The 24,121-nt window shown below is 38.5% G+C and carries 27 protein-coding genes and 1 riboswitch; of the genes, 15 read left to right on the top strand and 12 right to left on the bottom strand.

The features are described from left to right. The first annotated feature begins 125 nt into the window (after nucleotides 1-125). Nucleotides 126-1,031: a lipid kinase YegS gene (gene yegS / locus PR709_RS01625; RefSeq protein WP_004920694.1), complete on the top strand. Its 906-nt coding sequence runs from the start codon at nucleotides 126-128 to the stop codon at nucleotides 1,029-1,031. 46 nt (nucleotides 1,032-1,077) lie between these two features. Next, nucleotides 1,078-2,127, top strand: coding sequence for a class I fructose-bisphosphate aldolase (gene fbaB / locus PR709_RS01620; protein ID WP_036940565.1), 1,050 nt, complete (start codon nucleotides 1,078-1,080; stop codon nucleotides 2,125-2,127). Between the two features lie 46 nt (nucleotides 2,128-2,173). On the opposite strand, the gene thiD is transcribed toward fbaB, so the two are convergent. Further along, nucleotides 2,174-2,971, bottom strand: a complete 798-nt coding sequence (gene thiD / locus PR709_RS01615; RefSeq protein ID WP_004920698.1) for a bifunctional hydroxymethylpyrimidine kinase/phosphomethylpyrimidine kinase — start codon at nucleotides 2,969-2,971, stop codon at nucleotides 2,174-2,176. Between the two features lie 52 nt (nucleotides 2,972-3,023). Then, nucleotides 3,024-3,114: riboswitch (TPP riboswitch) on the bottom strand. A 274-nt stretch (nucleotides 3,115-3,388) separates the two neighbouring features. On the opposite strand from thiD, the gene pagP reads away from it, so the two are divergent. Beyond that, the gene (gene pagP, locus PR709_RS01610) at nucleotides 3,389-3,964 is read left to right on the top strand and encodes a lipid IV(A) palmitoyltransferase PagP (RefSeq protein WP_004920699.1); all 576 of its coding nucleotides are present in this window, start codon (nucleotides 3,389-3,391) and stop codon (nucleotides 3,962-3,964) included. A gap of 79 nt (nucleotides 3,965-4,043) precedes the next feature. Here the strand turns inward: pagP and PR709_RS01605 are convergent, their stop codons facing one another. The 3 genes from PR709_RS01605 to mgrB form a co-directional block, all read right to left on the bottom strand. After that, entirely contained in the window at nucleotides 4,044-4,454 is a 411-nt protein-coding gene (locus PR709_RS01605) for a GFA family protein (protein ID WP_036940567.1), read from the bottom strand. A gap of 52 nt (nucleotides 4,455-4,506) precedes the next feature. Beyond that, nucleotides 4,507-5,889, bottom strand: a complete 1,383-nt coding sequence (locus PR709_RS01600; protein WP_004920703.1) for an amino acid permease — start codon at nucleotides 5,887-5,889, stop codon at nucleotides 4,507-4,509. A gap of 196 nt (nucleotides 5,890-6,085) precedes the next feature. Then, nucleotides 6,086-6,196, bottom strand: a complete 111-nt coding sequence (gene mgrB / locus PR709_RS01595; protein WP_376738365.1) for a PhoP/PhoQ regulator MgrB — start codon at nucleotides 6,194-6,196, stop codon at nucleotides 6,086-6,088. A 623-nt stretch (nucleotides 6,197-6,819) separates the two neighbouring features. Here mgrB and PR709_RS01590 point away from each other — a divergent pair. The 3 genes from PR709_RS01590 to brnQ all read left to right on the top strand — a co-directional run bounded on the left by PR709_RS01590 (nucleotide 6,820) and on the right by brnQ (nucleotide 9,827). Then, nucleotides 6,820-7,203 carry a helix-turn-helix domain-containing protein gene (locus PR709_RS01590; RefSeq protein WP_004920708.1) on the top strand — a complete coding sequence of 128 codons (384 nt, stop codon included), beginning with the start codon at nucleotides 6,820-6,822 and terminating at the stop codon, nucleotides 7,201-7,203. A gap of 262 nt (nucleotides 7,204-7,465) precedes the next feature. Beyond that, nucleotides 7,466-8,281 carry a sugar-phosphatase gene (gene yidA / locus PR709_RS01585; RefSeq protein ID WP_004920710.1) on the top strand — a complete coding sequence of 272 codons (816 nt, stop codon included), beginning with the start codon at nucleotides 7,466-7,468 and terminating at the stop codon, nucleotides 8,279-8,281. A gap of 214 nt (nucleotides 8,282-8,495) precedes the next feature. Then, complete coding sequence (brnQ, locus tag PR709_RS01580; protein WP_004920713.1) at nucleotides 8,496-9,827, top strand: branched-chain amino acid transport system II carrier protein; 1,332 nt, start codon at nucleotides 8,496-8,498, stop codon at nucleotides 9,825-9,827. A 26-nt stretch (nucleotides 9,828-9,853) separates the two neighbouring features. Here the strand turns inward: brnQ and yddG are convergent, their stop codons facing one another. Beyond that, the gene (yddG, locus tag PR709_RS01575; protein ID WP_004920715.1) at nucleotides 9,854-10,762 is read right to left on the bottom strand and encodes an aromatic amino acid DMT transporter YddG; all 909 of its coding nucleotides are present in this window, start codon (nucleotides 10,760-10,762) and stop codon (nucleotides 9,854-9,856) included. A 183-nt stretch (nucleotides 10,763-10,945) separates the two neighbouring features. After that, nucleotides 10,946-12,403, bottom strand: a complete 1,458-nt coding sequence (locus PR709_RS01570) for an alanine/glycine:cation symporter family protein (protein WP_004920719.1) — start codon at nucleotides 12,401-12,403, stop codon at nucleotides 10,946-10,948. A gap of 650 nt (nucleotides 12,404-13,053) precedes the next feature. Here PR709_RS01570 and PR709_RS01565 point away from each other — a divergent pair. Further along, nucleotides 13,054-13,290: a DinI-like family protein gene (locus PR709_RS01565; RefSeq protein WP_004920724.1), complete on the top strand. Its 237-nt coding sequence runs from the start codon at nucleotides 13,054-13,056 to the stop codon at nucleotides 13,288-13,290. 361 nt (nucleotides 13,291-13,651) lie between these two features. Beyond that, nucleotides 13,652-14,026 (top strand): hypothetical protein, encoded by a 375-nt coding sequence (locus PR709_RS01560; RefSeq protein WP_004920727.1) that lies wholly within the window; start codon nucleotides 13,652-13,654, stop codon nucleotides 14,024-14,026. Nucleotides 14,027-14,093: 67 nt separating this feature from the next. Here the strand turns inward: PR709_RS01560 and PR709_RS01555 are convergent, their stop codons facing one another. Continuing rightward, on the bottom strand, nucleotides 14,094-14,468 hold the full coding sequence (locus PR709_RS01555) for a hypothetical protein (protein ID WP_014656135.1): 375 nt from the start codon (nucleotides 14,466-14,468) through the stop codon (nucleotides 14,094-14,096). A 336-nt stretch (nucleotides 14,469-14,804) separates the two neighbouring features. Between PR709_RS01555 and PR709_RS01550 the strand changes: the two genes are divergently transcribed. Then, nucleotides 14,805-15,026: a hypothetical protein gene (locus PR709_RS01550; protein ID WP_004920733.1), complete on the top strand. Its 222-nt coding sequence runs from the start codon at nucleotides 14,805-14,807 to the stop codon at nucleotides 15,024-15,026. 306 nt (nucleotides 15,027-15,332) lie between these two features. After that, nucleotides 15,333-15,689, top strand: a complete 357-nt coding sequence (locus PR709_RS01545) for a hypothetical protein (RefSeq protein ID WP_004920739.1) — start codon at nucleotides 15,333-15,335, stop codon at nucleotides 15,687-15,689. Between the two features lie 63 nt (nucleotides 15,690-15,752). Here PR709_RS01545 and PR709_RS01540 read toward each other — a convergent pair whose 3' ends face one another. Beyond that, nucleotides 15,753-16,256 carry a DUF1543 domain-containing protein gene (locus PR709_RS01540; protein ID WP_004920742.1) on the bottom strand — a complete coding sequence of 168 codons (504 nt, stop codon included), beginning with the start codon at nucleotides 16,254-16,256 and terminating at the stop codon, nucleotides 15,753-15,755. A 266-nt stretch (nucleotides 16,257-16,522) separates the two neighbouring features. Between PR709_RS01540 and PR709_RS01535 the strand changes: the two genes are divergently transcribed. After that, entirely contained in the window at nucleotides 16,523-17,674 is a 1,152-nt protein-coding gene (locus PR709_RS01535) for a pyridoxal phosphate-dependent aminotransferase (RefSeq protein ID WP_042116658.1), read from the top strand. 51 nt (nucleotides 17,675-17,725) lie between these two features. On the opposite strand, the gene PR709_RS01530 is transcribed toward PR709_RS01535, so the two are convergent. After that, nucleotides 17,726-18,070, bottom strand: a complete 345-nt coding sequence (locus PR709_RS01530; RefSeq protein ID WP_036943916.1) for a DMT family protein — start codon at nucleotides 18,068-18,070, stop codon at nucleotides 17,726-17,728. Between the two features lie 162 nt (nucleotides 18,071-18,232). Here PR709_RS01530 and PR709_RS01525 point away from each other — a divergent pair, with 162 nt between their 5' ends. Together PR709_RS01525 and PR709_RS01520 are read left to right on the top strand one after the other, a co-directional pair. Next, nucleotides 18,233-18,718 (top strand): hypothetical protein, encoded by a 486-nt coding sequence (locus PR709_RS01525; protein ID WP_014656139.1) that lies wholly within the window; start codon nucleotides 18,233-18,235, stop codon nucleotides 18,716-18,718. A gap of 126 nt (nucleotides 18,719-18,844) precedes the next feature. Then, entirely contained in the window at nucleotides 18,845-19,627 is a 783-nt protein-coding gene (locus tag PR709_RS01520) for a class I SAM-dependent methyltransferase (protein ID WP_004920753.1), read from the top strand. Here the strand turns inward: PR709_RS01520 and PR709_RS01515 are convergent. Both PR709_RS01515 and PR709_RS01510 read right to left on the bottom strand, forming a co-directional pair. Further along, nucleotides 19,624-20,070 carry a hypothetical protein gene (locus tag PR709_RS01515; protein WP_004920756.1) on the bottom strand — a complete coding sequence of 149 codons (447 nt, stop codon included), beginning with the start codon at nucleotides 20,068-20,070 and terminating at the stop codon, nucleotides 19,624-19,626. The two genes, PR709_RS01520 and PR709_RS01515, sit on opposite strands and share 4 nt — an antisense overlap. 149 nt (nucleotides 20,071-20,219) lie before the next feature. Continuing rightward, nucleotides 20,220-20,558, bottom strand: coding sequence for a GlpM family protein (locus PR709_RS01510; RefSeq protein WP_004920759.1), 339 nt, complete (start codon nucleotides 20,556-20,558; stop codon nucleotides 20,220-20,222). A 361-nt stretch (nucleotides 20,559-20,919) separates the two neighbouring features. On the opposite strand from PR709_RS01510, the gene PR709_RS01505 reads away from it, so the two are divergent. Both PR709_RS01505 and PR709_RS01500 read left to right on the top strand, forming a co-directional pair. Continuing rightward, complete coding sequence (locus PR709_RS01505) at nucleotides 20,920-22,557, top strand: methyl-accepting chemotaxis protein (RefSeq protein ID WP_036940590.1); 1,638 nt, start codon at nucleotides 20,920-20,922, stop codon at nucleotides 22,555-22,557. 144 nt (nucleotides 22,558-22,701) lie between these two features. Further along, nucleotides 22,702-23,544 carry an MBL fold metallo-hydrolase gene (locus PR709_RS01500; RefSeq protein WP_004920763.1) on the top strand — a complete coding sequence of 281 codons (843 nt, stop codon included), beginning with the start codon at nucleotides 22,702-22,704 and terminating at the stop codon, nucleotides 23,542-23,544. A 149-nt stretch (nucleotides 23,545-23,693) separates the two neighbouring features. Here the strand turns inward: PR709_RS01500 and PR709_RS01495 are convergent, their stop codons facing one another. Further along, a complete protein-coding gene (locus PR709_RS01495; RefSeq protein WP_004920765.1) occupies nucleotides 23,694-24,083 on the bottom strand; it encodes a nuclear transport factor 2 family protein in 390 nt (129 codons plus the stop codon). Between the last annotated feature and the right edge of the window lie 38 nt (nucleotides 24,084-24,121).

Here is a 24,121-nt window from a genome sequence, read left to right as displayed (position 1 = left end):
GCCATTTCTTTTTTATCTCCCCTATAGAATGATTTAATCTATCAATGTGATTATTGAATTATTGTCATTTATCCCTCCGTTGTGTCTATACTGTGATCACTGTTGTTATCACTACAAGGATCAAAATGGCTATCGATAAACTTCATCGCGCACTTATCATCCTCAACGGTAAACAATCTGCCAACCCTGAGCTAAGAAAAGCCATCTACCAGCTACGTGAAGAAGGTCATACAATTTTGGTGAGGATCCCATGGGAAACCAGTGAATTACCTACTTTTATTGATGAAGCAATCCGCGAAGGTGCAGAAACAATTATCGCCGGTGGCGGCGATGGCACAATTAACGCTGTAGCCAGTGCGTTAATGCGCTTACCTGAAAAGCAACGCCCCGCGATTGGTATCTTACCGCTAGGTACAGCTAATGATTTTGCTACTGGCGCCAACATCCCTATGGATATCCATGCTGCTTTAGCATTAGCAGTAAAAGGCAAATCAGTGGCGATAGATATTGCTAGAGTCAATCATGATGCTTTTTTTATGAATATGGCCACGGGGGGGTTTGGCACTCGGATCACAACAGAAACGCCGGATGCTCTTAAGTCAGCACTGGGTGGCGCAGCTTATGTTATTAATGGCTTGTTGCGCCCTGACACACTGAAAACCGACACCTGTCGAATTGAAACAGAACATTTTCATTGGGAAGGCGAAACTCTGGTTGTTGCTATCGGTAATGGAATACAGGCGGGTGGTGGACAACAATTAACCCCCGATGCATTAATCGATGATGGTAAATTGAATTTGCTCATCATACCCGCTCGCGATGTGATACCCGCTCTACTGACCAATTTGTTCAGCAATGATAAAAATCAGCATTTAATTGAAAAAACAACTCGTTGGGTAAAAATTTCATCGCCCCATGAAATGGTATTTAATTTGGACGGAGAGCCGCTTTCTGGTGAAACTTTCACCTTTGAATTGCTACCTGAAGCGATCCACTGCCGGTTACCGCCTCAATGTGGCTTGTTATCTTAAATTTTATGATTAACATCCCCTAGACTTTTGTTAAATGGAGGAAGTCATGACTGATATCGCTAAGCTGTTAGGTTCCGAAGCTTCAACTCTTTTAGACCATCGTTGCCAAACTATCCCTCGTGAAAACCTTTATCTGCCTGGCTCAGATTTTGTTGACCGTGTGATGATCGATAATAACCGCCCCAATAGTGTACTTCGTTCAATGCAGACTTTATTTAACCATGGTCGCTTAGCTGGCACAGGTTATCTGTCTATTCTTCCCGTTGACCAAGGCGTTGAACACTCAGCCGCTGCCTCATTTGCTGCCAACCCGCTCTATTTTGACCCTAAAAATATTGTCGAATTAGCGATTGAGGCTGGTTGTAACTGCGTAGCCTCTACCTATGGTGTCTTAGCTGCCGTTTCGCGCCGCTACGCGCATAAAATTCCTTTCTTAGTCAAACTGAACCATAACGAAACCCTCAGTTACCCTACTCAATACGACCAAACCTTATATGCCAGTGTTGAACAAGCGTTTGAAATGGGTGCCGTTGCGGTCGGTGCGACTATCTATTTCGGCTCTCCTGAGTCTCGTCGCCAAATTGAAGAGATTTCTGCGGCATTTGAACGAGCACATGAACTCGGCATGGTAACCGTTCTATGGGCTTATTTACGCAATTCCGCATTTAAAAAAGATGGCGTTGATTACCACGCAAGTGCCGATTTAACGGGGCAAGCAAACCATATCGCGGCAACTATCGGTGCAGATATCGTAAAACAAAAAATGGCTGAAAATAACGGCGGCTATAAAGCGATTGGCTTTGGTCACACCGATGAGCGCGTGTATACCAAACTCACAACCGATAACCCAATCGACCTTGTTCGTTATCAATTAGCGAACTGTTATATGGGGCGTGCAGGTCTTATCAACTCAGGTGGCGCTTCTGGACAAAATGATCTGAGCGAATCAGTACGCACTGCGGTTATCAATAAACGTGCAGGCGGCATGGGGCTCATCTTAGGCCGTAAAGCCTTTAAGAAATCCATGCAAGAAGGTGTGGCATTGATCAATGCCGTACAGGATGTTTACCTCAGTAAAGACGTGACTATCGCTTAATTCGCCTCGCATATGCCCTCATACGAGGGCATTTTCAATCTATTCATTACCACCATGCATGAAAATGGTGAACCGGCCCAATCCCCGACCCCACTTCTAAGCTATCTGCTTGCTCTAACGCCGCTTGTAAATAAGCTTTTGCTTCCGGAACAGTCTGTTGCCAATCCTTAAAGCGTGGCCTTAATGCAGCGAGTGCAGCAGACAATGTACATCCCGTACCGTGTGTATGACGAGTATTCACTCTTGGTGAGGTAAAACGCCATTCACCTTCTGAAGTTATTAACCAATCAGGGCTTTCACTGTCGCTAAGATGCCCCCCTTTCATCAAAACAGCTTGGCACCCCATATCCAGTAATCGATGCCCTTGACTTAACATTTGAGATTCTGTTTTGGCAGTGTGTTCACCTAATAGCGAGGCAGCTTCAGGTAAATTCGGGGTAATCAATGATACCAATGGCAACAGCTTTCGTCTCATTGCATCAACGGCATCAGGCTGTAGTAGAGGATCGCCACTTTTGGCAATCATGACCGTATCTAAAATCACATGAGGGATGTTGTACTGCTCTAAAGCCTGAGCAACGACCGCAATCACTTTCTGATTAAACAGCATGCCAATTTTAGCACTGTCAATGCGTACGTCACTGAGTACGGATTCAAGTTGTGCTGCCACGAACGTCTCAGGGAGTTCATGAACTGATTGAACACCACGGGTATTTTGCGCCACCAACGCCGTCATGACACTCGTGCCATAAGCACCAAGAGCCGAAAAGGTTTTTAAATCTGCTTGGATCCCCGCTCCACCCGATGGGTCTGTTCCCGCGATGGTTAACGCATTGATTCTCATGAAATCTCACTCCTAAGCACAACGTAAGGAGCGGTCTTATTGGAAGGTTTATCATTGACGCTTCCGACTTCCCTACGCTGGCATTATCCAGATCAGGTAATACGGGTGCTTCTCAGTCTTTATCGACGCCCCGAGCCAAAAATACTTATAGAGTATCGCATTTTTCCTTGCTACAAACCAGCCTATCCACCACTTGCTGACGCCTGTTATTCAGGAAAAACCGAATAATACTCGCATTAGTATCTAAATAATTAAGACTATTGCCAATATTAGTAAATATCAATTAATGCTGTTATATCGCACCTAGGTAATCTAAAATAATTAATGAGCACAATCATTTCGTGAGCAGTGATATTTTTGGCTCACTACCTCAATCTACAATATCCAAAACATGCATTAACCTGAGTCGGATTTACCATGAGAGTTAACAAAAAATTGCAGCAAGTTGTAGGGGCATCAGCCTTAATGATGACCTCCTTCTGCTTTGCTTCATCCCCTTCTACTGATAAGGAGTCTGAGGGGCTATGGGATAAATTTACCCGAAATGTCAGTACCACTTGGGATTCAAATCAATACGATATCTATGTTCCCGTTTTAACATGGCATAACCGCTTTACTTACGATAAAGAGAAAACCGATAGTTATAACGAAACCCCATGGGGATTTGGGCTAGGTAAATATCGCTATGATGAAGACAATGACTGGCATGCACTATATGCTATGGCATTCATGGACTCTCATAATAAAGTAGAGCCAATCGCGGGCTATGCTTATCAAAAAATGTGGATCCCTGGGGAACTAGACGGTTTTAAAATGGGGGCTGGCTTCACCTTGAGTGTAACCGCGCGTGATGATTATTATTACATCCCGCTGCCACTTCCTCTTCCATTAGTTTCTATGGAGTATGACAGATTAGCACTGCAAGCAACCTATATCCCTGGAACATATAACAACGGTAACGTGCTCTTTGCTTGGTTACGTTGGCAATGGTAATACCAACCTTTTATTAAGCACCTAAAAAAATAGCCAGTCACAACGCTCTGTCACTGGCTATTTTATTGTTTAAATGAAGTTATTCAGCAACTTTCCGATAAGTTAAATACCCGATAACGCCACCACCGCCATCTTTTGGGTGATTTACGCCATCCATCACATTGACTGTCTCGAAATCAAAAGGTGAAACACCCTCTAGGCAAGCCACATTGACCCCATACTGTTCAGGGTTTGAACGTCGTTGATGAAAGGTATAAATGCCACACATTGAGCAGAAAAAGTGGGCGGCTTGGCGTGTATTGAAACGATACTCCGTCAATTTATCTTTGCCTTCGATAATTTCAATACCTGATAACGGAGCAGAGACCGCAATTGCTCCCCTCATACGACAGTAGGAGCAATTGCATCTTCTTGCGGTATTCAATCCATCGGATAGTGTGACTTTGAATTTAACGCTGCCACAGTGGCACTGAGCAAACCGTGTATCCATAGTGTCTCCTATCAATGTATTGAATAATTACACTAATTGATATGAGTGCTAATTAATTAGCTGTCGATGCCTTCTTTTTCGCCATTCCTTGTTTTTTCGCACCTGAGAATTGATAGCCAATCCACAGGACGCCTATCCATAATGGCATAATCAGTACAGAAATTCTCAAACTCTCCATCATCAAAATCACAATCAAGATCAATGCCAAGAAAGCGAGACACAAGTAGTTGCCGAACGGATACCAGATACTTTTAAACTTAGTTTCAATACCTTGCTTGTTCATTTGCGCTCTAAACTTTAAGTTAGAAATACAAATCATAATCCAGTTAATGACTAGCGTTGTCACAACTAATGACATTAAAAATACAAAGGCTTTCCCTTCCATCACAAAATTGATCAAGATACCTACCGAAGTCACAATACCTGAAACAATTAATGCCATAATAGGTACACCACCTTTATTGACTTTCGCCAGAAACTTAGGTGCATTATCTTGTTGAGCAAGGCCAAATAGCATACGGCTGGTACAGTATACGCCGCTGTTATAAACGGACAGCGCCGCTATCAACATAACCACATTTAATGCGTTGGCGACCAGAGCATCACCTAAATTATGGAAGATGATATAGAATGGGCTTGTATCGTTATCTAATTTAACCCATGGGTACAACAGCAATAAAATTAATATCGAGCCTATATAGAAAATCAAGATACGATAAACAACTTGGTTAATCGCTTTAGGAATGCTTTGTTCAGGTTTTTCAGCTTCTGCGGCGGTGATCCCGACCAACTCTAAGCCACCAAATGAAAACATAATAATAGCAAGAGCCATTAATAAACCAAGAAAATCGTTAGCAAAGAAGCCGCCATATTCCCATAGGTTAGACAGCCCAGATTCTGAACCACCTCGCCCACTAAACAGTAAATAACAACCAAAGAGGATCATCGCAACAATTGCAACCACCTTGATTAAGGCAAACCAGAACTCAGTTTCACCATAAGCGCGCACATTAATAAAGTTGACCGCATTTACAACGATAAAAAAGACGATGGCAGAAACCCAAATCGGTAAATCAGGCCACCACCCTTGCATATATTTCCCCGCGGCAGTCAGTTCCGTCATCCCAACGAGGATAAACATAAACCAATAATTCCATCCGGAGAGGAAGCCTGCAAAGCCTCCCCAATACTTAAATGCGAAGTGGCTAAATGAACCTGCAACAGGCTCTTGAACGATCATTTCCCCTAACTGGCGCATGATCAGAAAAGCAATAACCCCACATAATGCATACCCTAACAATACCGAAGGGCCTGCCATTTTGATGGTTGTTGCTATTCCAAGAAACAGCCCTGTGCCAACGGCACCTCCCAAAGCAATCAATTGGATATGCCTATTCTTTAATCCACGCTTTAGCGTTTGCTGCTCTTGCGCCATAACTTTACCCTTATCATCCTATGTACTTGCTTGTTATCTCTATTGATTGAGCTAAGCATACAAGTTTATTTGAATTTTATTATTAACACTACTGAAACACATACTCTGCCCTATCTTGAGCCTTTATCATATTAAATATTGATGTTATCTGATAAAGATGCGCAAGACGCACAGTATGGCGTATTAAAGGATAAAATCAAAACGGTAACAAGTCAGTTATTTGACATATTCCAAATATAAAATTTTCACCACCTTGGTCGCAAAGGCTATCCATGGCTAAAAGATATAAAAAAATACAGGTTATCACGATGCATACACCGATGATCAATTTGTATTTCAACAATACTCTCCCTTAAAAAAACAGCACCATAATTATTAATTATCAATAAATTACGGTAAAGCTAAGATAAACAGAATGATACTATTGGCGAATAGACTATGTTTTGATGCCAAATGTTACCTCAGCCATCAGAATAAAATTTGAGGAAAATAAGCAGTTCATGTCAATTTTCGTCTTTATGCTTATTTTTCCTACTCATTGCCAAAAATTGTGTTTAATTGGCTTTTTTTTCATCAATTTAATCGTAATACCGCACAAGCGGCCTTTGTCATGATCAAATGAAGTTGTGTATACTTCAGCTACCTTATTTAGCCCATTAGCTATTCGTGTTTATTTTTTAGTCTTACCAATAAATACTTAGCTAATCTCTAAATAAATGAAGCTGGGTAGATACGTTTATGCGAGATCGCTGTACCATGCTAAAAGGGGTATAAACTCGCCCTATGGGGTTCGGATGCAATCTGTTTTACTATTGTTTTCTATTACGTGATTGAGGAATAATGCTTTCGTTGACTCAATTCGACAAAACAGATGTATTTTGAACAAAAATCTAACACCAAAAGGTCAACGACCTCAGTAATTGAATCGAGATGCCACAAGACAACCACTTAGCACTTGTTGATGCTCTAAGCAAATGGATCGAAGAACATTTAGGTCGTGTTATCCATTTGGAAGAGCTTGCCGCCTACTCAGGCTACTCCCTCTGGCATATGCAGAAAATCTTTAAGGAAGTCACAGGGATTTCATTAGGTAAATATATTCGCCAACGTCGACTGGCGGGTGCAGTCAACCTATTAAGAAATAGCGATCAGTCTATTTTTGATATCGCCTTAGACTTTGGATTTGGCTCACAATCACATTTTACCTATATGTTTAGAAAGGAATACGGCATTACACCGTTTGATTTCAGACAAAATGTTGATATTGATTTAGATGTAAAGGAGCCACTGCATTTAACCCATAACGGTGAGTGAAGATGCCTTATTTGCGTTGAGGCCCCTCCCCCTACATCACCCAATGCCATAAGCCATTGTCACTTATGCCGTTTTATTTTCTAACTCAGTTAGGTTATCAATAAGCGGCAAAAATCATTTACTTAATCATTTTAAGATCGTGGCGAACGATAAAATGGCTCATGTTGCACCGGTTTCTCGTTATTGCTCTTTTTTAGCTAATTTACATTTTGTGTAAATAGAGTAAGGTATTTCAATAAAACATCATTAACCGGAGGCGTTGATGTCTATCAAACTGGTAGCGATTGATTTAGATGGCACTTTACTCAACTCTCAACACCAAATCACCCCTGCTGTTAAAGAGGCGGTTATTCAGGCAAAAAATAAAGGTGTCCGTGTCGTACTTGCATCTGGGCGGCCATTTTCTGGGATCTTCCCCTACCTTCAAGAACTTGGGCTAGATAATGCATCAGATTATTGCATCAGCAATAATGGTAGTGTGATACATCAAGCCAATGATGGTACCCATTTAATTGAAAACCTTCTCGATTTTGAGGATTACCAATATTTTGTTTCTCTCGCTAACGATGTTGGTGTGCATATGCATGCACTTGCACAAAACACCATGTTCACCGCCAACCGTCACATTAGCCATTACACCGTCCATGATGCTTATTTGACAAATACTCCACTCGTATATTGTCCAGCAAACGAAATGGATCCCAGTCTCAAATTTACTAAAGTGATGATGATAGACCAGCCTGAAAAGCTGAGCGTTGGGATCAGTTATATTCCTGAAGATACTTTTGAAAGTTATTCTCTCATAAAAACCAGCCCTTACTTTTTAGAAATCTCCAGTAAAACGGCAAGTAAAGGCGCAGCACTACAGCTAATTTGTGAAAAACTCGGCATTACACCTGATAAAGTCATGAGTATTGGCGATCAAAATAATGATATACAAATGCTGCAATACGCCAAATTTCCCGTCGCTATGGGAAATGCTATCGATAACGTTCGTGATATTGCAAAATTTGTCACTGCCACCAATAACGAAGACGGTGTCGCCGTTGCGCTAAATAAATTTATTAACCAACAATAATCTTTTTGGCAGTGATATTCACTGCCAATTAATCATATCTTACAGAATCAGACTGCTTGTTTACCCATTCCCTTCCCTATTTCCCTACATCCAAAAGCCAAATGGATGACTAAAACCTTACTTAGCTTTCTAAATTTGATACTATCTGCCCCCTTAAAAATACTGTAATACTAAAATATTCATTGCAAAATATACATTACAAACAGGTAGTAACATGTTTTCGACTAAAGATATGGTAATTCTTGGGATGATGGTCTTCGCGCTATTTTTAGGCGCAGGAAACATTATTTTCCCTCCTATGGCAGGCTACCAATCGGGTACAGATTGGTTCAGCACATCGCTTGGCTTTATTATTACGGGTGTTATCCTGCCCTTTATGACTCTGGTTACCGTCGCCGTTAAAGGCCGTGGTGAGCGCCTGTCTGTGGATTTACCTAAGTGGGTTGCTGTCATTTTTTGGGTGGCGCTATACTTAATTGTAGGTTCAACCTTTGCGATGCCAAGGGTGACAAATACGGCTTTTGAAATGGGCTTCATTCCATTAGGTTTCATTGAAAAAAGCACCACCTCACACCTTACCTTTGCCTTGATTTTTAACGTGTGCTCTTTGTTCTTTATGCTTAAACAAGGCACGATGATCAGCGCAATCGGCAAGTTTATGACCCCAGCCTTGCTTATTCTATTGGTTGTGGTCGGGATCGCTGTGGTGGCAGAGCCATTATCTCCGATTAATGCACCAGTAAAACAATATGCCGATTATGCCTTTTTTGGTGGGGTAATTGATGGCTATCAAACCATGGACGTGCTATCTGCCATGGCCTTTGGTGGGATTGTCGCTCGTGCTTTAGCATCAAAAAATATCACTCAGCCTCGCCAAGTGGCTTTTATTACCATCAAAGCAGGCTTAATCTCTGTTAGCTTACTCGCTGCACTCTATATTTGCTTATTCTATCTTGGCGCAACCAGTGAACTTGTAGCCAATACAGCAACCAATGGTGGTCAAATATTCTCACGTTACGTGGATACATTATTCGGCTCAATTGGCACATGGATCATGTGTGGGATTGTCTTATTAGCTAGCATGACAACCCTTGTTGGCGTAACGAGTGCTTGTGCTGACTACTTTGCGACTTTCCACCATCGCTTAGGTTACCGTTTTTGGGTGGTCTTTTTCACATTGCTGACCACCATTGTCTCTACTTTCGGCCTAGACACATTATTAAGAGTGACTATTCCTGCGCTATTAATGATCTACCCATCTTCGGTCACCATTGTATTCCTGCAATTTGCAAGACGTTATATGGCTGCACCAAGAGTCACTTACGGTATTACTATCGCTGTTATCGTCTTTATGAGCCTATTAGATACATTAAATAATATGACGTTGCTAAGTGATAATGTGAAGGGCTTCCTTGTTTCAAACTTACCACTATTTGAACAAGGTATGGGCTGGTTAATACCGGGGGTTATCGCTTTCATAATTTCACTGTTTGTTGGCAACCTCTTTTGCAACAAAACCGTGCAATTAACCGATGAAAAAGCATAATTAATTACCAACGATAGCGCCCTACTTTATTGGGCGCTTTTTACCTTAGATGGCCGCCGAGTTGCAAGAAAGCAGATAATCGACCCAAGAGTTACCATTACCACTCCTTGCCAAAAACCTAATGTCAGCGCAGTGCTTAATAGAATTGACGAAAACGCCGTTGATATGACAGGTGTAAAGTAAGATAACGTACCTAATAAAGCGACATTGCCTCGGATCACAGCGAGCGTCCATAACGCATTCGCACCGCCTGTTGCTAAGGATGCCACTAACAGTAATGTGATACTGTGCCATGAAATATTAAATTGCTTATTAGGTTCAAACGCAAAAAGTATCCATAACCCTATCGCAGTGAGTAGAAAAAATAGCACCATTCCATTATGCCCCCCAGAAATACGCTTAGTCACATTGCTATAAAACGCCCAGAGGACAGCTCCAATAAAAGCGAGTAAATAACTTAATGGGTTACTTGAAATATTATCCGCAATTGCCGCGACTGAAATAGGTTGATCACCCGAAATGACCCATATTAACCCAGCAAATGCTAACAGTAGCCCAATACCAAGCAATAGAGTAAACCGCTGGCGATTAAACAAAACAGCTAATGCTATCGTAAAGCTGGGCCATAAATAATTCACCATCCCTAATTCAATAGCCTGTTGTCGGTCTTTTGCCAACCCCAGAGCTAATACAAAACACATTTCATAACTAACAAAGAGTAATGTTCCCCAAATTAAGTAGCGCTTAGGATAAGCACGAATTTTGGGAAACCCCATAAATACAACCAGAATGGCAGTACCAAGGCTATAAATTAATGCGGCTCCACCAACAGCACCAAAGTTTTCACTCGCACTTCGCACTAAACCAACAATCGTACTCCACAGTAAAATAGAGACTACGCCATAAAATGTTGCTGCATGTTGCCCTAATTTCATTGTTTACTCAATTTAACCGTTAGTTTTGAATTTATGAGAAAAACCTTAAAGCTCAGCCTATTAGAAAGCAAGTATTATTGATAACCTTTATTAAATTGAGTGAAAATGGGCTAGCTGACATCGGCGTCAATAAGAGGGAAATAAGAGCCAGCCAGAATGACATGACTCTTATTTTTATGATGATTAAATAGATTTTTGCTTATCCCACTGGGCTACATTTTCCTTATCCCAAATCCCCTCTTCTACCTGCGTTTTTAATTCAGGGTGCTGAGCAATATCAAATGTAGGAATTTTTCCTGCTTTCCTTTGCAAGTTATAATCTTTGGTTAATTTAAACGCGATACCAGACAGTAGCAAGATGGCAATTAAATTAGTAATTGCCATCAGCCCCATCGATAAATCCGCCATTTTCCATATCAATGGCATCTCGGCTAAGGCACCAAACATCACCATGCCTAATGCAGCTAGGCGCAAGATAAGCAAACCTGCGGTGTGATTATTTTCTAAGAATATCATATTGCTCTCTGCGTAAGCATAGTTGGCAATAATTGAAGTGAATGCAAAGAAAAAGATTGCGATTGCGATAAAGGTTGAACCCCAACTTCCCACAACAGATGACAAGGCCTGCTGCGTTAATTCAATTCCGCTGATTTTATCCATTGGGTTTTCAAGTACACCAGACGAGAGAATAATGATCGCCGTCGCACTGCAAATAACAATCGTATCCATAAAAACACCCAGCATTTGCACATAACCTTGTGAAGCAGGATGTGGGGGATATGGAGCGGCAGAAGCGGCTGCATTCGGTGCAGACCCCATCCCCGCTTCATTCGAAAATAACCCGCGCTGGATACCTTGAGTCATCGCTTGAGCAACACCGTAACCAATTGCCCCCCCTGCCGCTTCCTGTAACCCAAAAGCGTTGCGGATAATCATCATAAAGACGTCAGGTAAGCGTTCAATATGATGTCCAAGTACCCAAAATGCTAGCAGTAAATAAGCCAATGCCATAATAGGAACGATTAGCTCAGCAACCTTTGCAATTGATTTTAATCCGCCAAAAATAACAACACCACTCATCACCACAAGCGCAATGCCAACATATAGAGGGTTAAAATCAAATGCTACAGCAGTTGCTTGTGCAATTGAGTTTGCTTGAACGGCATTGAATACCAATCCAAATGCAATAATTAAAAAGATGGAAAATAACACGCCCATCCAACGGCGGTTTAACCCTTTTTGCATATAGTAGGCAGGACCGCCTCGATAATTTCCTTGGTCATCTTTTGTTTTGTACAATTGAGCGAGGGTTGATTCAATAAATGAGGTTGCCATCCCTAACATCGCAACCACCCACATCCAAAAAATGGCTCCAGGGCCTCCTGCCGTTATCGCAATGGCAACACCGGTTAAGTTCCCTGTTCCCACCCGAGCCGCTAAGCTGGTACACAATGCTTGAAAAGACGATATCCCTGCTTTATCGGCTTGATTACTATTTTTTAAAACACCAAACATATGACCAAAATGGCGAAACTGAATAAATCCTGTACGAAGTGTAAAGTAAACACCTACGCCAAGTAATAAATAGATGAGGAGCGACCCCCAAACAATGTCGTTTAGATAATTTACGATTTCTACCAAACCATTCCCCTTACTTTATTATATGTAAATAAAGATCGCTGTATAATTAATGATAATCTTTGTAATGTTTCATCTCACCAAGCACCCTTTCGATTATAAGAAACCAATCCCTAAACGTGCACAATGAAATACAAAACAAAGAGTCATAAAACTATATTTTTTTATCTTCCGTGTAAAACATTTTTTAAGTTTAAATTTTAAGATTGATATTTGTTATATAAATACCTAATATAAAGATGTGTGCTAGATAATATTTTTGATTTAAAATCAACAAATTGCACTCACAACAAGAGTGAACTCATAAAGTTAATCATTTGATTTTATGATATTATCGCTTTATTCACCAACTTGGTTATATAATAATCAAAATCTTATATTATTCCCTTTTATAAATACATATTTCTTTATTATTAATAATTCCTGCTCTACTAATAAAATGAATAATTTAATTTCACCAACATATTCAGTTTATTATTCAATAAATTTATCGCCTTATATTAAGGGTGAATACCCTCAAACTGTTTATTAAACAAGCAAATAGAACATTTAAAAAAACATCGTAAAAAGAGCATTGAAAAATGATTATTGCTTCTATTTATACATCACCATAAAATTTACAATTAAATCGAAACCCTATTTAAGGTTAAAAAATGAAAATCACCATTAAAATCTCTGATGATGCTGTATCCCAAAGCCTTTATGACGCATTTGCTTCAGAACTAAGAGCAAGGGTATTAGAAGTTTATCCAGGTAGCGATCTCTATATTATTCATGATACTGGAGCAACTACATTTGAAACTTCTGGTTTTCATGATGACAAAGAAGCTCATATCGTTCTTCATGAATTAGTTGAAGACGTTCTCCATCATGGGCATTGGTCAAAATAATTATTCGCCTATGTTTTAGCCAGCCTTTACTTATATTCATTAAATTAAAGGCTGGTTACTCTCTCCTCCTCCATCTCTCCATAATGGCAATTGCTGATCAAGATCATATTTGTTACAAAATAAGCTAATCTTAGTCATAAAACCGCTTTTCTTATTACCGTTGTATGATAAATTATATAACGTAATTTTCATTTACATTGCTTTTGCTCAATATGGCAGCCAGTGTTTTTACTGGCTCTTTTTTTGTTTCAAAATGCGAAATAATACTTAGGACACCCTCTTTTCGGCCTATTCTGCTATAGTCTCTGTCTATTATCCGATAAAGTTAAAATTCATTTAGTGTAAAACTAGAGGTACTGCCATGAAACGTCTTTTACTTGCTGTATGCTTTACACCGATTATCGCACTAGGCGCTAATGAACCACTAAATATTAGCCAAACTGCCATTGATTATTGTGATATTACAGGCCAAACACTCAATGATGCCTATCGTTCAGATAAAAGCAGCAACGAATTAGCAGCAGATGCACTTACTCAGCTAAAAAGTAAAAATGTTGATCTCGCTAAATTAGAGACAAACGAAGCTGATTTACAAAAGAACTTGGCTGTTGTCATTAAAACCATCCGCGATAATAAAGGTAGCTTTAAGAGCCAGGACGAATTCGCGAAATCGCTAAATGACTCAATCTCCGCTTGCAAAATCCAAACTGAGCTTCTGTTGAACAAAACGAAATAAGCATCAATCTATAAAAATGTACCCAGTCTCTATCGAAACTGGGCACATTCTATTATCTCATGAGCTGTTATGGTTGCTCTTTTTGGCATATCGTCTTGATAGAGGCCTGAATGTCCTCGTTATCGCTCAACAATAACTGATTCTTCCCTGAAAATTGCCCGTCACGAATATCAATATTAGCAACAAAAAGTAGTGCACGACCATCATTACCGACCTGATATGTGCCGCATACGCCTACACTTTCACCTTCTTTGTATTGATTCCGCTTAACAACCTTAACGTCATTGAAGTTCACTGGTTGCTGTGAGGCGAGTTTATTTTCGACCAATTGCTGAGCCATTTTTTGAATGTCGGAGTCATGAATTGCTGTAACATATTGATATACAAAGCCAGCAATAATAATCAAAATGACGATAAACAGTTTGGTTTTTATTCGTTTCAATACATAATCCTTCTTGGCATTTAGCTAGTCAGACTAATTATAACGATATTAACTTGTTTTATGTGAACAAAATGAGCCAAGTTCGCTAAAATTTGATTTATTGGTGAATACAACAAGCGTGTTCTATAAGCCGTTATTAAGGATATCTTATCTTTTATTAATTAACTTATAATATTGTCAATTTAATTAATTTTTCATTCAATATAATATTCCATCACATTAATTTGATATTTAATTTTTATATTTTTTCATTATTCATTAATAAAAAAAACGTTTTCTAATTTCACTCATAATATTATAATCGAGAAATGATTATCATTTAAATATGGGAATAGAATAAAAGAGAGGATCGTAAAAAATCTTGTTGAGCTTACTTATGGTACTAACAACGATGTAAAAATAGCGGCAATTAATGCTTTAGGTGATTATAAATGTTCAATCGAGCAAGAAGACGCTATTGATAGATTGTTAGTTTTATGTGACGATTATAATAAAGAGATTGCCGTCGCTTCAATTAGTTCATTGAGTAAATTAGCGAAGTTTTTCTCTGATCTATAACGGTAGCGTGCCATAACCAATTTAACCCGTGCCAATCAACATAAAAATCACTTATAAATCAATTAATTGTAATTGAAAGAAGAAGCGTATTCAAAATACCAATATTTTTATTACGTATTACTGCCTATAAAAAATAAAAATAGTTACTTTATTTTAAAGATCAATACAACTTTTTTTCATTGTGAAGGAAATAAGAGTAGTTAGTGATGAAACTATGATATATCTCTTTATTTAGGTAAATAACATTGAAATAACAAATAAAAGAGCCAAAATAATTATTAGTCGGTACCCAACAGGAGTATAAATATGAATTATTTAAAGCCTCTTTTTATTTCAGCAAGTTTATTTGCCATTAGCTTTTCTTCTTTCGCATATAACGATAATAATTATTGTGATGGTGCTTGGCATAAAAATGGTTATCACAATCAGCAACAATATAATGACCGCCCTTGTGATAATAACCGTCACTACAACGGTTCTGGCCGTCACTATGGTCGCCATAATGGAGCAATGCAATATTCAACGTCAATTCAGACAACTCAGCCAGATGAGACCCTGAAAAAAATTGCAGCTGATGCGCCAAAGGGAGAAAGTGGTAAACAATACGTTGTTCGAGTCTCCGTTATTGAAATTTCAAACAATAATACCCCTCAACAGCGATAAACGAATTAGGGCAGTTAACACTGCCCTACAACTCACATCATCAAACTACCTACGAGATAAAAATCATATACCGATAGGCTGATAGCCTTGCCATTCAGGCTTAAAATGCTCACCGTCTGGCTGAGGGATAAGGTGAATATAATAATTGCCAATTTGATCCAATAAGAGACAATCATCAACATCCTTTAAATTGTCTTTATGCTGCTGTTGGCAATTAACTAATAATGCATTAATCGCTTTTTGCTTTGCTTCCGCCGCCGATTCAGCAACGAATAGATCAAACTCATGCAGTTCGGCCAGAGTAGATGGCTGATACCCTCCAACATTAATAAAGTATAGCCGCTGTGTCGTTAAAGAAGGCTCCTGATGTAGTTCGATTTTAAATCCACCCACCCAATTAATCGTTGCATAGCCGTCGATATGGATCTTATCCTTATCGCCAAACCAAGCTTCCCGCAATGCAGGCCAAGCATCTGTCGGTTTTTCGGCTACAACGAATTGAATATCATGAACTTCTATATTTGACTTCCCTGCATTGCCACCAACATAAAACATAAATAACTTCATTTTATCATCCAAATTATTATACAACCCTCGATATGTAATTCATTATACAACCATTGATGTATGAAAAGAAATTTTTTATCACAACAAACCATAAATTCTGAGTGATTATTTATATTTATCAATATATTAAAGTAATAATTAACCTGTATTTTGCTTAAAGTCCGATCTTAACAAAATGAATAAATAATCACTTGTGATAAATAATTATTTACAACAAATCTATTTTCAGTAATCTAATGATTACTATTTTTTTGCAAGGAAACACCATGGATCGTCGTTCTTTTCTAAAAACAAGCTCAGCCATTATGGGCGGATTAGCTGTAAACTCTCTTTTCAATCAAGCTGTTGCGGAAACAAAAACGCAATTTTTGCTTGATGCGCAACACCCTTTGCTGCTTAATTTTAATGAAAATTCACTCGGCATGTCGCCAAAAGCAAAAGATGCCGTTATTGCCGCTCTACCCGGTTCATTCCGCTATCCTGATGATGCTAGAGCTGACCTAATTGCAGCACTAGGTAAACACTATCCCTTGACCGACAAGCATGTCACATTGGGAAATGGCTCTTCAGAAACCATCCAAGCTGCCGTTGCGATGCTAGCAGCAAAAGCACGCCAACAAAATCAAGGACTTCAACTTATTACGCCCGACCCAACATTCAATTACGCCGAGTTATATACTCAATCATTTGCAGGTAAAATCACTAAAGTTCCGTTAAAAGAAGATTTGTCATTCGACCTAAAAAAAATGGAACAACTTGCTGATGAATTTGATGGGTTATCAATCATTTATATTTGTAACCCAAATAACCCAACGGCGATGATCACACCAGCAAGCGAATTAAGCGAATGGATGCATAAATCTTCAGATAAACAATTTTTCATCGTAGACGAAGCCTACGCTGAATTCGTTGAAGACCCGAAATTTATCAGTGCCATTGAGCTTGTGAAACAGGGTAAAAATAACCTTGTTGTCACTCGCACCTTTTCAAAAATTTTTGCGTTAGCAGGACTGCGTGTTGGTTACGGTATCGCAACCCCTGAAGTTATTGCTGCCATTGATGCGTTTTTACCTTTAGATAATACCAATACGGCTGGCGCCGTTGCCGCTCTTGCTTCTTTGCAGGATAAATCATTTATTGCATATAGTCTGAAATCCAATAACTTATCTAGAAAAATCGTTGAAACCGCATTAGATGAACTCGGTATTACCTATGCCCCTTCACAAGCGAATTTTATCTTTCATAAAGTTAAAGGTGATGTCAAAACATACCAAAAAAGAATGGCCGATGCGCACATTATGGTTGGACGTGAATTTCCACCAGCAATGGGTTGGAGCCGTTTAACGCTAGGTACCCCCGAAGAGATGGAGCAATTTGTTATTGTATTAAAACAGTTCCGCGAGAAAGGTTGGGTATAGTCGCTCGTCTCTCCCCTATATTTAAGACAGGGGAGAGACATATTTAAGCCCTTAAAATGGGCCTTTGAAGATAAAAAAGGCGCCCGCAAAGATCAAAATAAAGCCAATAATATGGTTTATCGAAATACTCTCCCCAAGATAAAGCACAGAAAACACCACAAAGACACAAAGTGTGATAACTTCCTGCATCGTTTTTAATTCAGCTGCACTATAATATTGATGCCCTAGCCGATTGGCTGGAACCGCAAAGCAATATTCTACAAATGCAATTAACCAACTGAAAAAAATGATGCTATACAGTGGCTTATCTGTAAACTTTAAGTGTCCATACCATGCAAACATCATAAAAACATTCGAAATCACTAATAATAAAATAGGATAAGATTTAGCAAGCATTTTGGTTAACGTTGAGCAGATAATTTTGACCATTATGAGATCAAAACAAATAAAATTCATTAGAATTTATTTTTCACTCTCACTATCGACACTGCGGATCCTTATTGGTAAAACCACCTGCTATATTCATCAATAAATGAAGAGATTTTGAGGAATCGTATTATGATCCAGTACCGATTAATGGAAATAACGGATTGTGAAAAAGTTGCCCAATTGTTGCAAATTAACGCACAATCACAAGGTGGTGGGTTATTAGGTGAGTACCCTTTAGGTAAAGTTAAAGGGATGTTTGCTAGCGCAAGTCATACCGTTGTAGCCTATGAAAATGAACATATTGTTGGCGTCGTTTTTAGTTTTAGCCCTCTCGCTAAAGCCCTCCCTGCATTGGCGCAATATATCACCCAACACTTTGCCCCCATTATAGAAAATAATTGGTTTTACGGTCCCGTATGTATTGATACTGCATATCGAGGGAAAAGTATTCTTAAATCCCTGTATGACACGATATGTGCTAAACAGACCGGTCAACCCGTCGCATTTATTAATAGTAGTAACATACGCTCTTTAAAAGCACATCAGAAATTAGGTATGCAGAAAATTGCTGAATTTACCTTCGAGCATATTCTCTACTATTTAGTTAAACCATAAACCATCATAGCGCTACAGTTCCATTTTCCACAATACCCCATTAAATGTACCAAGCAGTACATTTTTGTTTTCATTCCTCGTTTCTTACGTTACATTAGTAAAATAATGTTTTGAGGAGTTCTTTTTATGACTGATTTTTTAGCCGCTAATCAAAAAGCATGGGATAAGCAAGCTTTACTGCAACAGCCTTGGTCAATTCCCGTTGACTCTCCGACCATTGCAAAAGCAAAACAAGGTGAATGGCAAGTTCATTTGACGCCTTCACCATTACCTAAAGCGTGGCTTGGCGATATAAAAGGGAAAAAAATTCTATGTCTAGCCTCAGCAGGAGGGCAACAAGCCCCTGTTTTATCTGCTGCTGGTGCTGATGTCACTGTTTTTGACCTATCAGATAAACAATTAGAACAAGATAGACAAGTTGCTATTCGTGAGAATTTAAAACTAGAAACTATTCAAGGTGATATGCGAGATCTACACGTATTTCCAGATAACCACTTTGATCTCATTTTCTACCCTATTTCTAATCTTTATATACCGGATGTAAATCCTGTTTGGCGTGAATGTCATCGTGTTTTAAATACACATGGCAGACTACTATCTAGCTTTTTTAACCCAATCGTTTTTGTCGGTGACCGTGACCCACAATATAAGGAGCAACAAATAATTAAGCCGACTTATAAAATGCCTTTTTCTGAAATAGAGGCATTAACCCAGGAACAAATCCACTTGAAACAGCAAAATCAAGAAGCTTTTGTTTTTGGTCATTCATTAACCGATTTAATTGGTGGACAAATAAAGGCCGGTTTTCAGCTCGCTGGGTTTTATGAAGATTGGCAACCTAACCCTCGATTTGTTATTGACCATTACCTGCCGACTTTTTTAGCGACATTTGCGATTAAAACCGCCTAGTCATTTAGAAATGATGAAGGCTGATTTTTTGATAAATCAGCCTGCTTGTTTGGCTGGCAATATTTTTCCCATACAAATTCAAATTGTTCTATTGGGATAATGTCATCAATTTCTTCAACAAAAGGAATGGATACCATCGTGTTACCTGACGCATTTTTATGGGAGCGCACGATAAACCGTTTAAAGCCATAGGGTAACTCATTTTTAAACCCAAATACTTCACCACAATAATAACCCGTTTCTTCACCATCCTGGGTTTTATTCAGCACATGGTAATTAACATTTCGATACTTAGCCGCCGTTGGGTAAGCGAGAAAATCTTCTACTGAGTTTTCAATTTTCTTTTTAGTGTCGAATTCTGATACTTGAGCGATATTCGTCATAATACCCGCAATATAAGCACCACCAACCATAAGCAACAGAACTAGGCTTCTTAATAACATTTTTACCACAGCGATTTTTTATAAAACGTACCTAATTACTATATTGAAATTGTAACAAAATGCGACAAATAAGTGAGTGCAGAATGAATTATTTACATTAAAAAATAATTATTCCTGATAAGTAGACATATAACACTGTCTTTTGTGAATTATTGATACATTCTCCAGAGGTAGATCAATATCGCCGCTGAGAGACACCAGACAACCGTCGCAGACCCTAAACAAAACCACGCTGAAAATTTTGTGGCGAGCCAATAGACTGTCAGTAAATACAATAGATATGGAATTAATGACCATATACCAAATAATGCTGTCTTACGTAGTGCTAATGCTCCCTGCTCTTGAACAATGATCACATGGGCGATCAAGGCAAATGTTGGGAACAAAGGTACTAAACCTGCTATATAAAATGTCTTACTTTTTGATAGTAAAGCAATAATTAAAACGGCTAATGCCCCTAATGAACACTTTAAGAACAATGAAAGCATAGTGGTATCTTATTATTTAATAACATTAACAGTTATATTATCTCTAAATATAAAAAAGTAATCAGTTATTTTTTTGCTTAGGTATATTGCTGTGCCGCCAAAAAATAATCATTATGAAACAATAAGTTAATTTCAATTCCCTCGATTAAGCCCTCGTTATATTTCGGTTAGCATTCAGTTTGAATATAAAGTATACGCATTTCCTGCCGATACCATTAGGGAATACCTACACCTGACTTCTGTATGACCACCATAAGGTGTGTAGCAAATCACTTAGCGATTTGATCATCACCTTATATCAAATAAGTCGTTTATTTGTACGTGTTGAAACATGTTACCGACAGTATGTAAGGAAATAATAATGATGTTCGCGACTTCACAAAAAACTGATTCCCCTTTTTCCCGGTTCTCATTTTCAGGTCTTAAAACAACAACTCTCATTTGGATATTATCTGGATTACTGATCCTACTATTACTCTCTTCATGTTGGTTATTTTTTAGTTATCTTAAAAATTATCAAACGGCACTGGAAAGACTAGATGATATTTATCAAGAGCAGTCTGCACTAAATGATACATGGCAATCTCTTTTACAGGCTCGAAATACCTTAAATAGAGCCAGCTCAAGACATTTGTTAGTGATAAACAAAATGCAAACTGCTAATACTGATATTGATAGTTTAGTTCAACAATTTCAGGAGAAGATGAATAAAACCGAATCACAATGGGCAACTTTTACAGAATTAACACAAAATAAAAACGAATTAGCATTTAATGAGTTACAACAAAGCTATACTCAATTACATTCAGCGTTAATGGAACTATCTCTATTTTTAGTTCAAGGAAAAACTTATGAATTCTTAAATCAACCTACACAAGGTTTTCAAGATACTTTCGAACAAAATTTCAATTATTATCATCAGCAGTTAAATCAGGGTTATCATGATATCACCGCGGCAAGCGAAGAATTGTATCGCAAAAGTCTGATTGGTATTATCGCGGTGATCATTAGCCTAACATTGGTAACCTTACTCGTACGTTTAGTTCTACAACATTTATTTATTCGCCCTCTTAATCAAGTCATTGATGGCATAGAAAAAGTCAGTCAAGGGGTCCTTCACCATCATTTTGACAATAAAGGGTTAGCAGAAATTAAACTGTTGAAACAGCATGTTTCGAATATGCAGAGTAAGTTAATTAATATCGTCAAAAATATCTATTCTAATACCCATACTATCAAAGATGAGATCGGTGATATCACTCAAATGAATCAGGACCTATCTATTCGTGCAGATCAACAAGCTGCTGCTATTGTGGAAACGGCTGCAAGTATAGAGGAATTAGATTCATCCTTTAAACTTAATAGCGCCCATACTCATGAATCCTGCCAACTAATGGCACAGAACGGCATTACTATTGATAAGAGTAGTGAACTTATTTCTGACGTCGTTGAGAACATGGATGATATCGTCGATTTCTCTAAAGAGATCAGCAAAATCACATCAACCATTGATAATATTGCCTTTCAAACTAATTTATTGGCTTTAAATGCCGCAGTAGAGGCCGCCCGAGTTGGCGAGCATGGCAAAGGTTTTGCTGTTGTTGCAAATGAGGTACGTGAGCTGTCGATGAGCTGTAATCAAGCATCTAAAGAAATCAAAGTGCTGATTGATAATTCAAATGAAAAAATTCATCACTGCTTCCAATTAGCCGCTGATGCTAACGATAATATTGTGGCTATCGCAAGAAGTACCGCTAATATTAATGAAATGATACAGAACATCTCGCATGCGTCTAATGAGCAGACTCATGGTGTTGGACAAATCCATATTGCAATTAATGAACTCGATAACACCACCCAAGCGAATGCGGCAATGACGAAAGAATTGCAAGGTTCATTACAATCCTTAAAAACTCAGTCTGAATTACTTGAGGAGATCATTGCGACCTTTCACATTGAACCTACCTCTACGCCAACCAAATCGCATAACCAAGAATAAGCCATACTCGTCCAAACAAGGTAGTTACTCAGTAACTGCCTTTACGACTGTCTAGAAAAGCATTTTTAATTGGATATTCATTGCTTTTTGTCTGATATAACAGTAAGACTAATTAGCTATTCACCAATTAAATAATGAGTAAAAATGACAATAAAAATATCTGTACTTGTTGATAACAATACCCTTATCGATAGCTACTTTTGTGGTGAGCCAGGTGTTTGCTACCATATCGAAGCTGATGGCCATAAAATTCTTTTTGACACTGGTTACTCCGATATTTTTATCGATAACGCACACACATTAGGGATAGACCTTGCTACGATCACTGATTTAGCCCTGTCTCACGGACATAACGACCATACATGGGGACTAAATCATTTAATACAGTACTACGATAGACGTAATTGCTATTTTCCACAAAAGATCCGCTTGATTTACCATCCAGATGCACTTCTTCCAAAGCAATTTGACACCAAAGTGATTGGTGCCAATATCCCCAAAGATGTATTAAAGGCTTATTTTGATAACTATGAAACAGATAAGCCGTTTTACCTTTCCGACAATGTTATATTCTTAGGGCAGATCCCGAGAAATAATACTTTTGAAGGGAAAGAACCTATTGGAACGACGATTAATGCAGACCATCAAACTATTGATGACTATGTTTGGGACGATAGTGCATTGGCAATAAAAACCACGGAAGGGTTGATTATAGTTACCGGATGTTCGCATTCAGGTATTTGCAATATTGTTGAATATGCAAAACAAGTGACAAAAATAGATAAGATAGTGACAGTCATCGGTGGTTTCCATTTACAAGAAGCCTCTGATGAGGTTTTAAATCAAACTGGGCACTATTTTAGCCAACTTAATGTCGATCAAATACATCCCTGCCATTGTACGGATTTAGCGGCTAAAATTCATCTTTCCAAGTTTGCAGCCATTAAAGAAGTTGGCGTTGGATTAGTGTTAACTTACCCTTCATAATCAAATTAAATTGAGTGACGATAAAAATCTTTTTCGTCACTCTTTATGTTTTTCAGCGAAATAACAGTAAAAAAGTCACCATTGCAACATGGCGTTAACATGATTGACTTATTTTCAATGTTTTTAGCAATTTAATGATAGTGCTATAATTAAACTCGAGAGCCAAGGTCACCATCTGCTTTTTCACCAGCAATCATGCGTGTTAATTCTTCACAACGCACGATTTTCCCTTCAGATAAATGGAAGCAGGCAAATACTTCAAATTCACTGACATCGCCGCTCTTTTTCTCAGCATGTGCAATATGTTGGGTATGTACACAGTCTTGCCCTTCGGCAATGGATTTTATGGTAATACTAATATTATTCGTGGCCTCTTTTAATACCTTAAGATGCGCAACAAATTCTTCATAATTAATTTTTTTACCGTCGACAATTTGTATGTAGTTTGGCGAAAAATATTGTTCAATCACTTCCACTGAACCAATCTCTTTGCCAAGCACATCCGTTAGAGCTTGTTCAACAAATTTTATCTTATTCATTCTTCATCCCATTTAATTTATATATCATGATTTGATAG

The sequence above is a fragment of the Providencia sp. PROV267 genome (assembly GCF_028477825.1).
GTDB lineage: Bacteria > Pseudomonadota > Gammaproteobacteria > Enterobacterales > Enterobacteriaceae > Providencia > Providencia stuartii.
The sequence above is the reverse complement of the archived record's forward strand: the minus strand, read 5'-3'. Positions and strand labels throughout refer to the sequence as shown.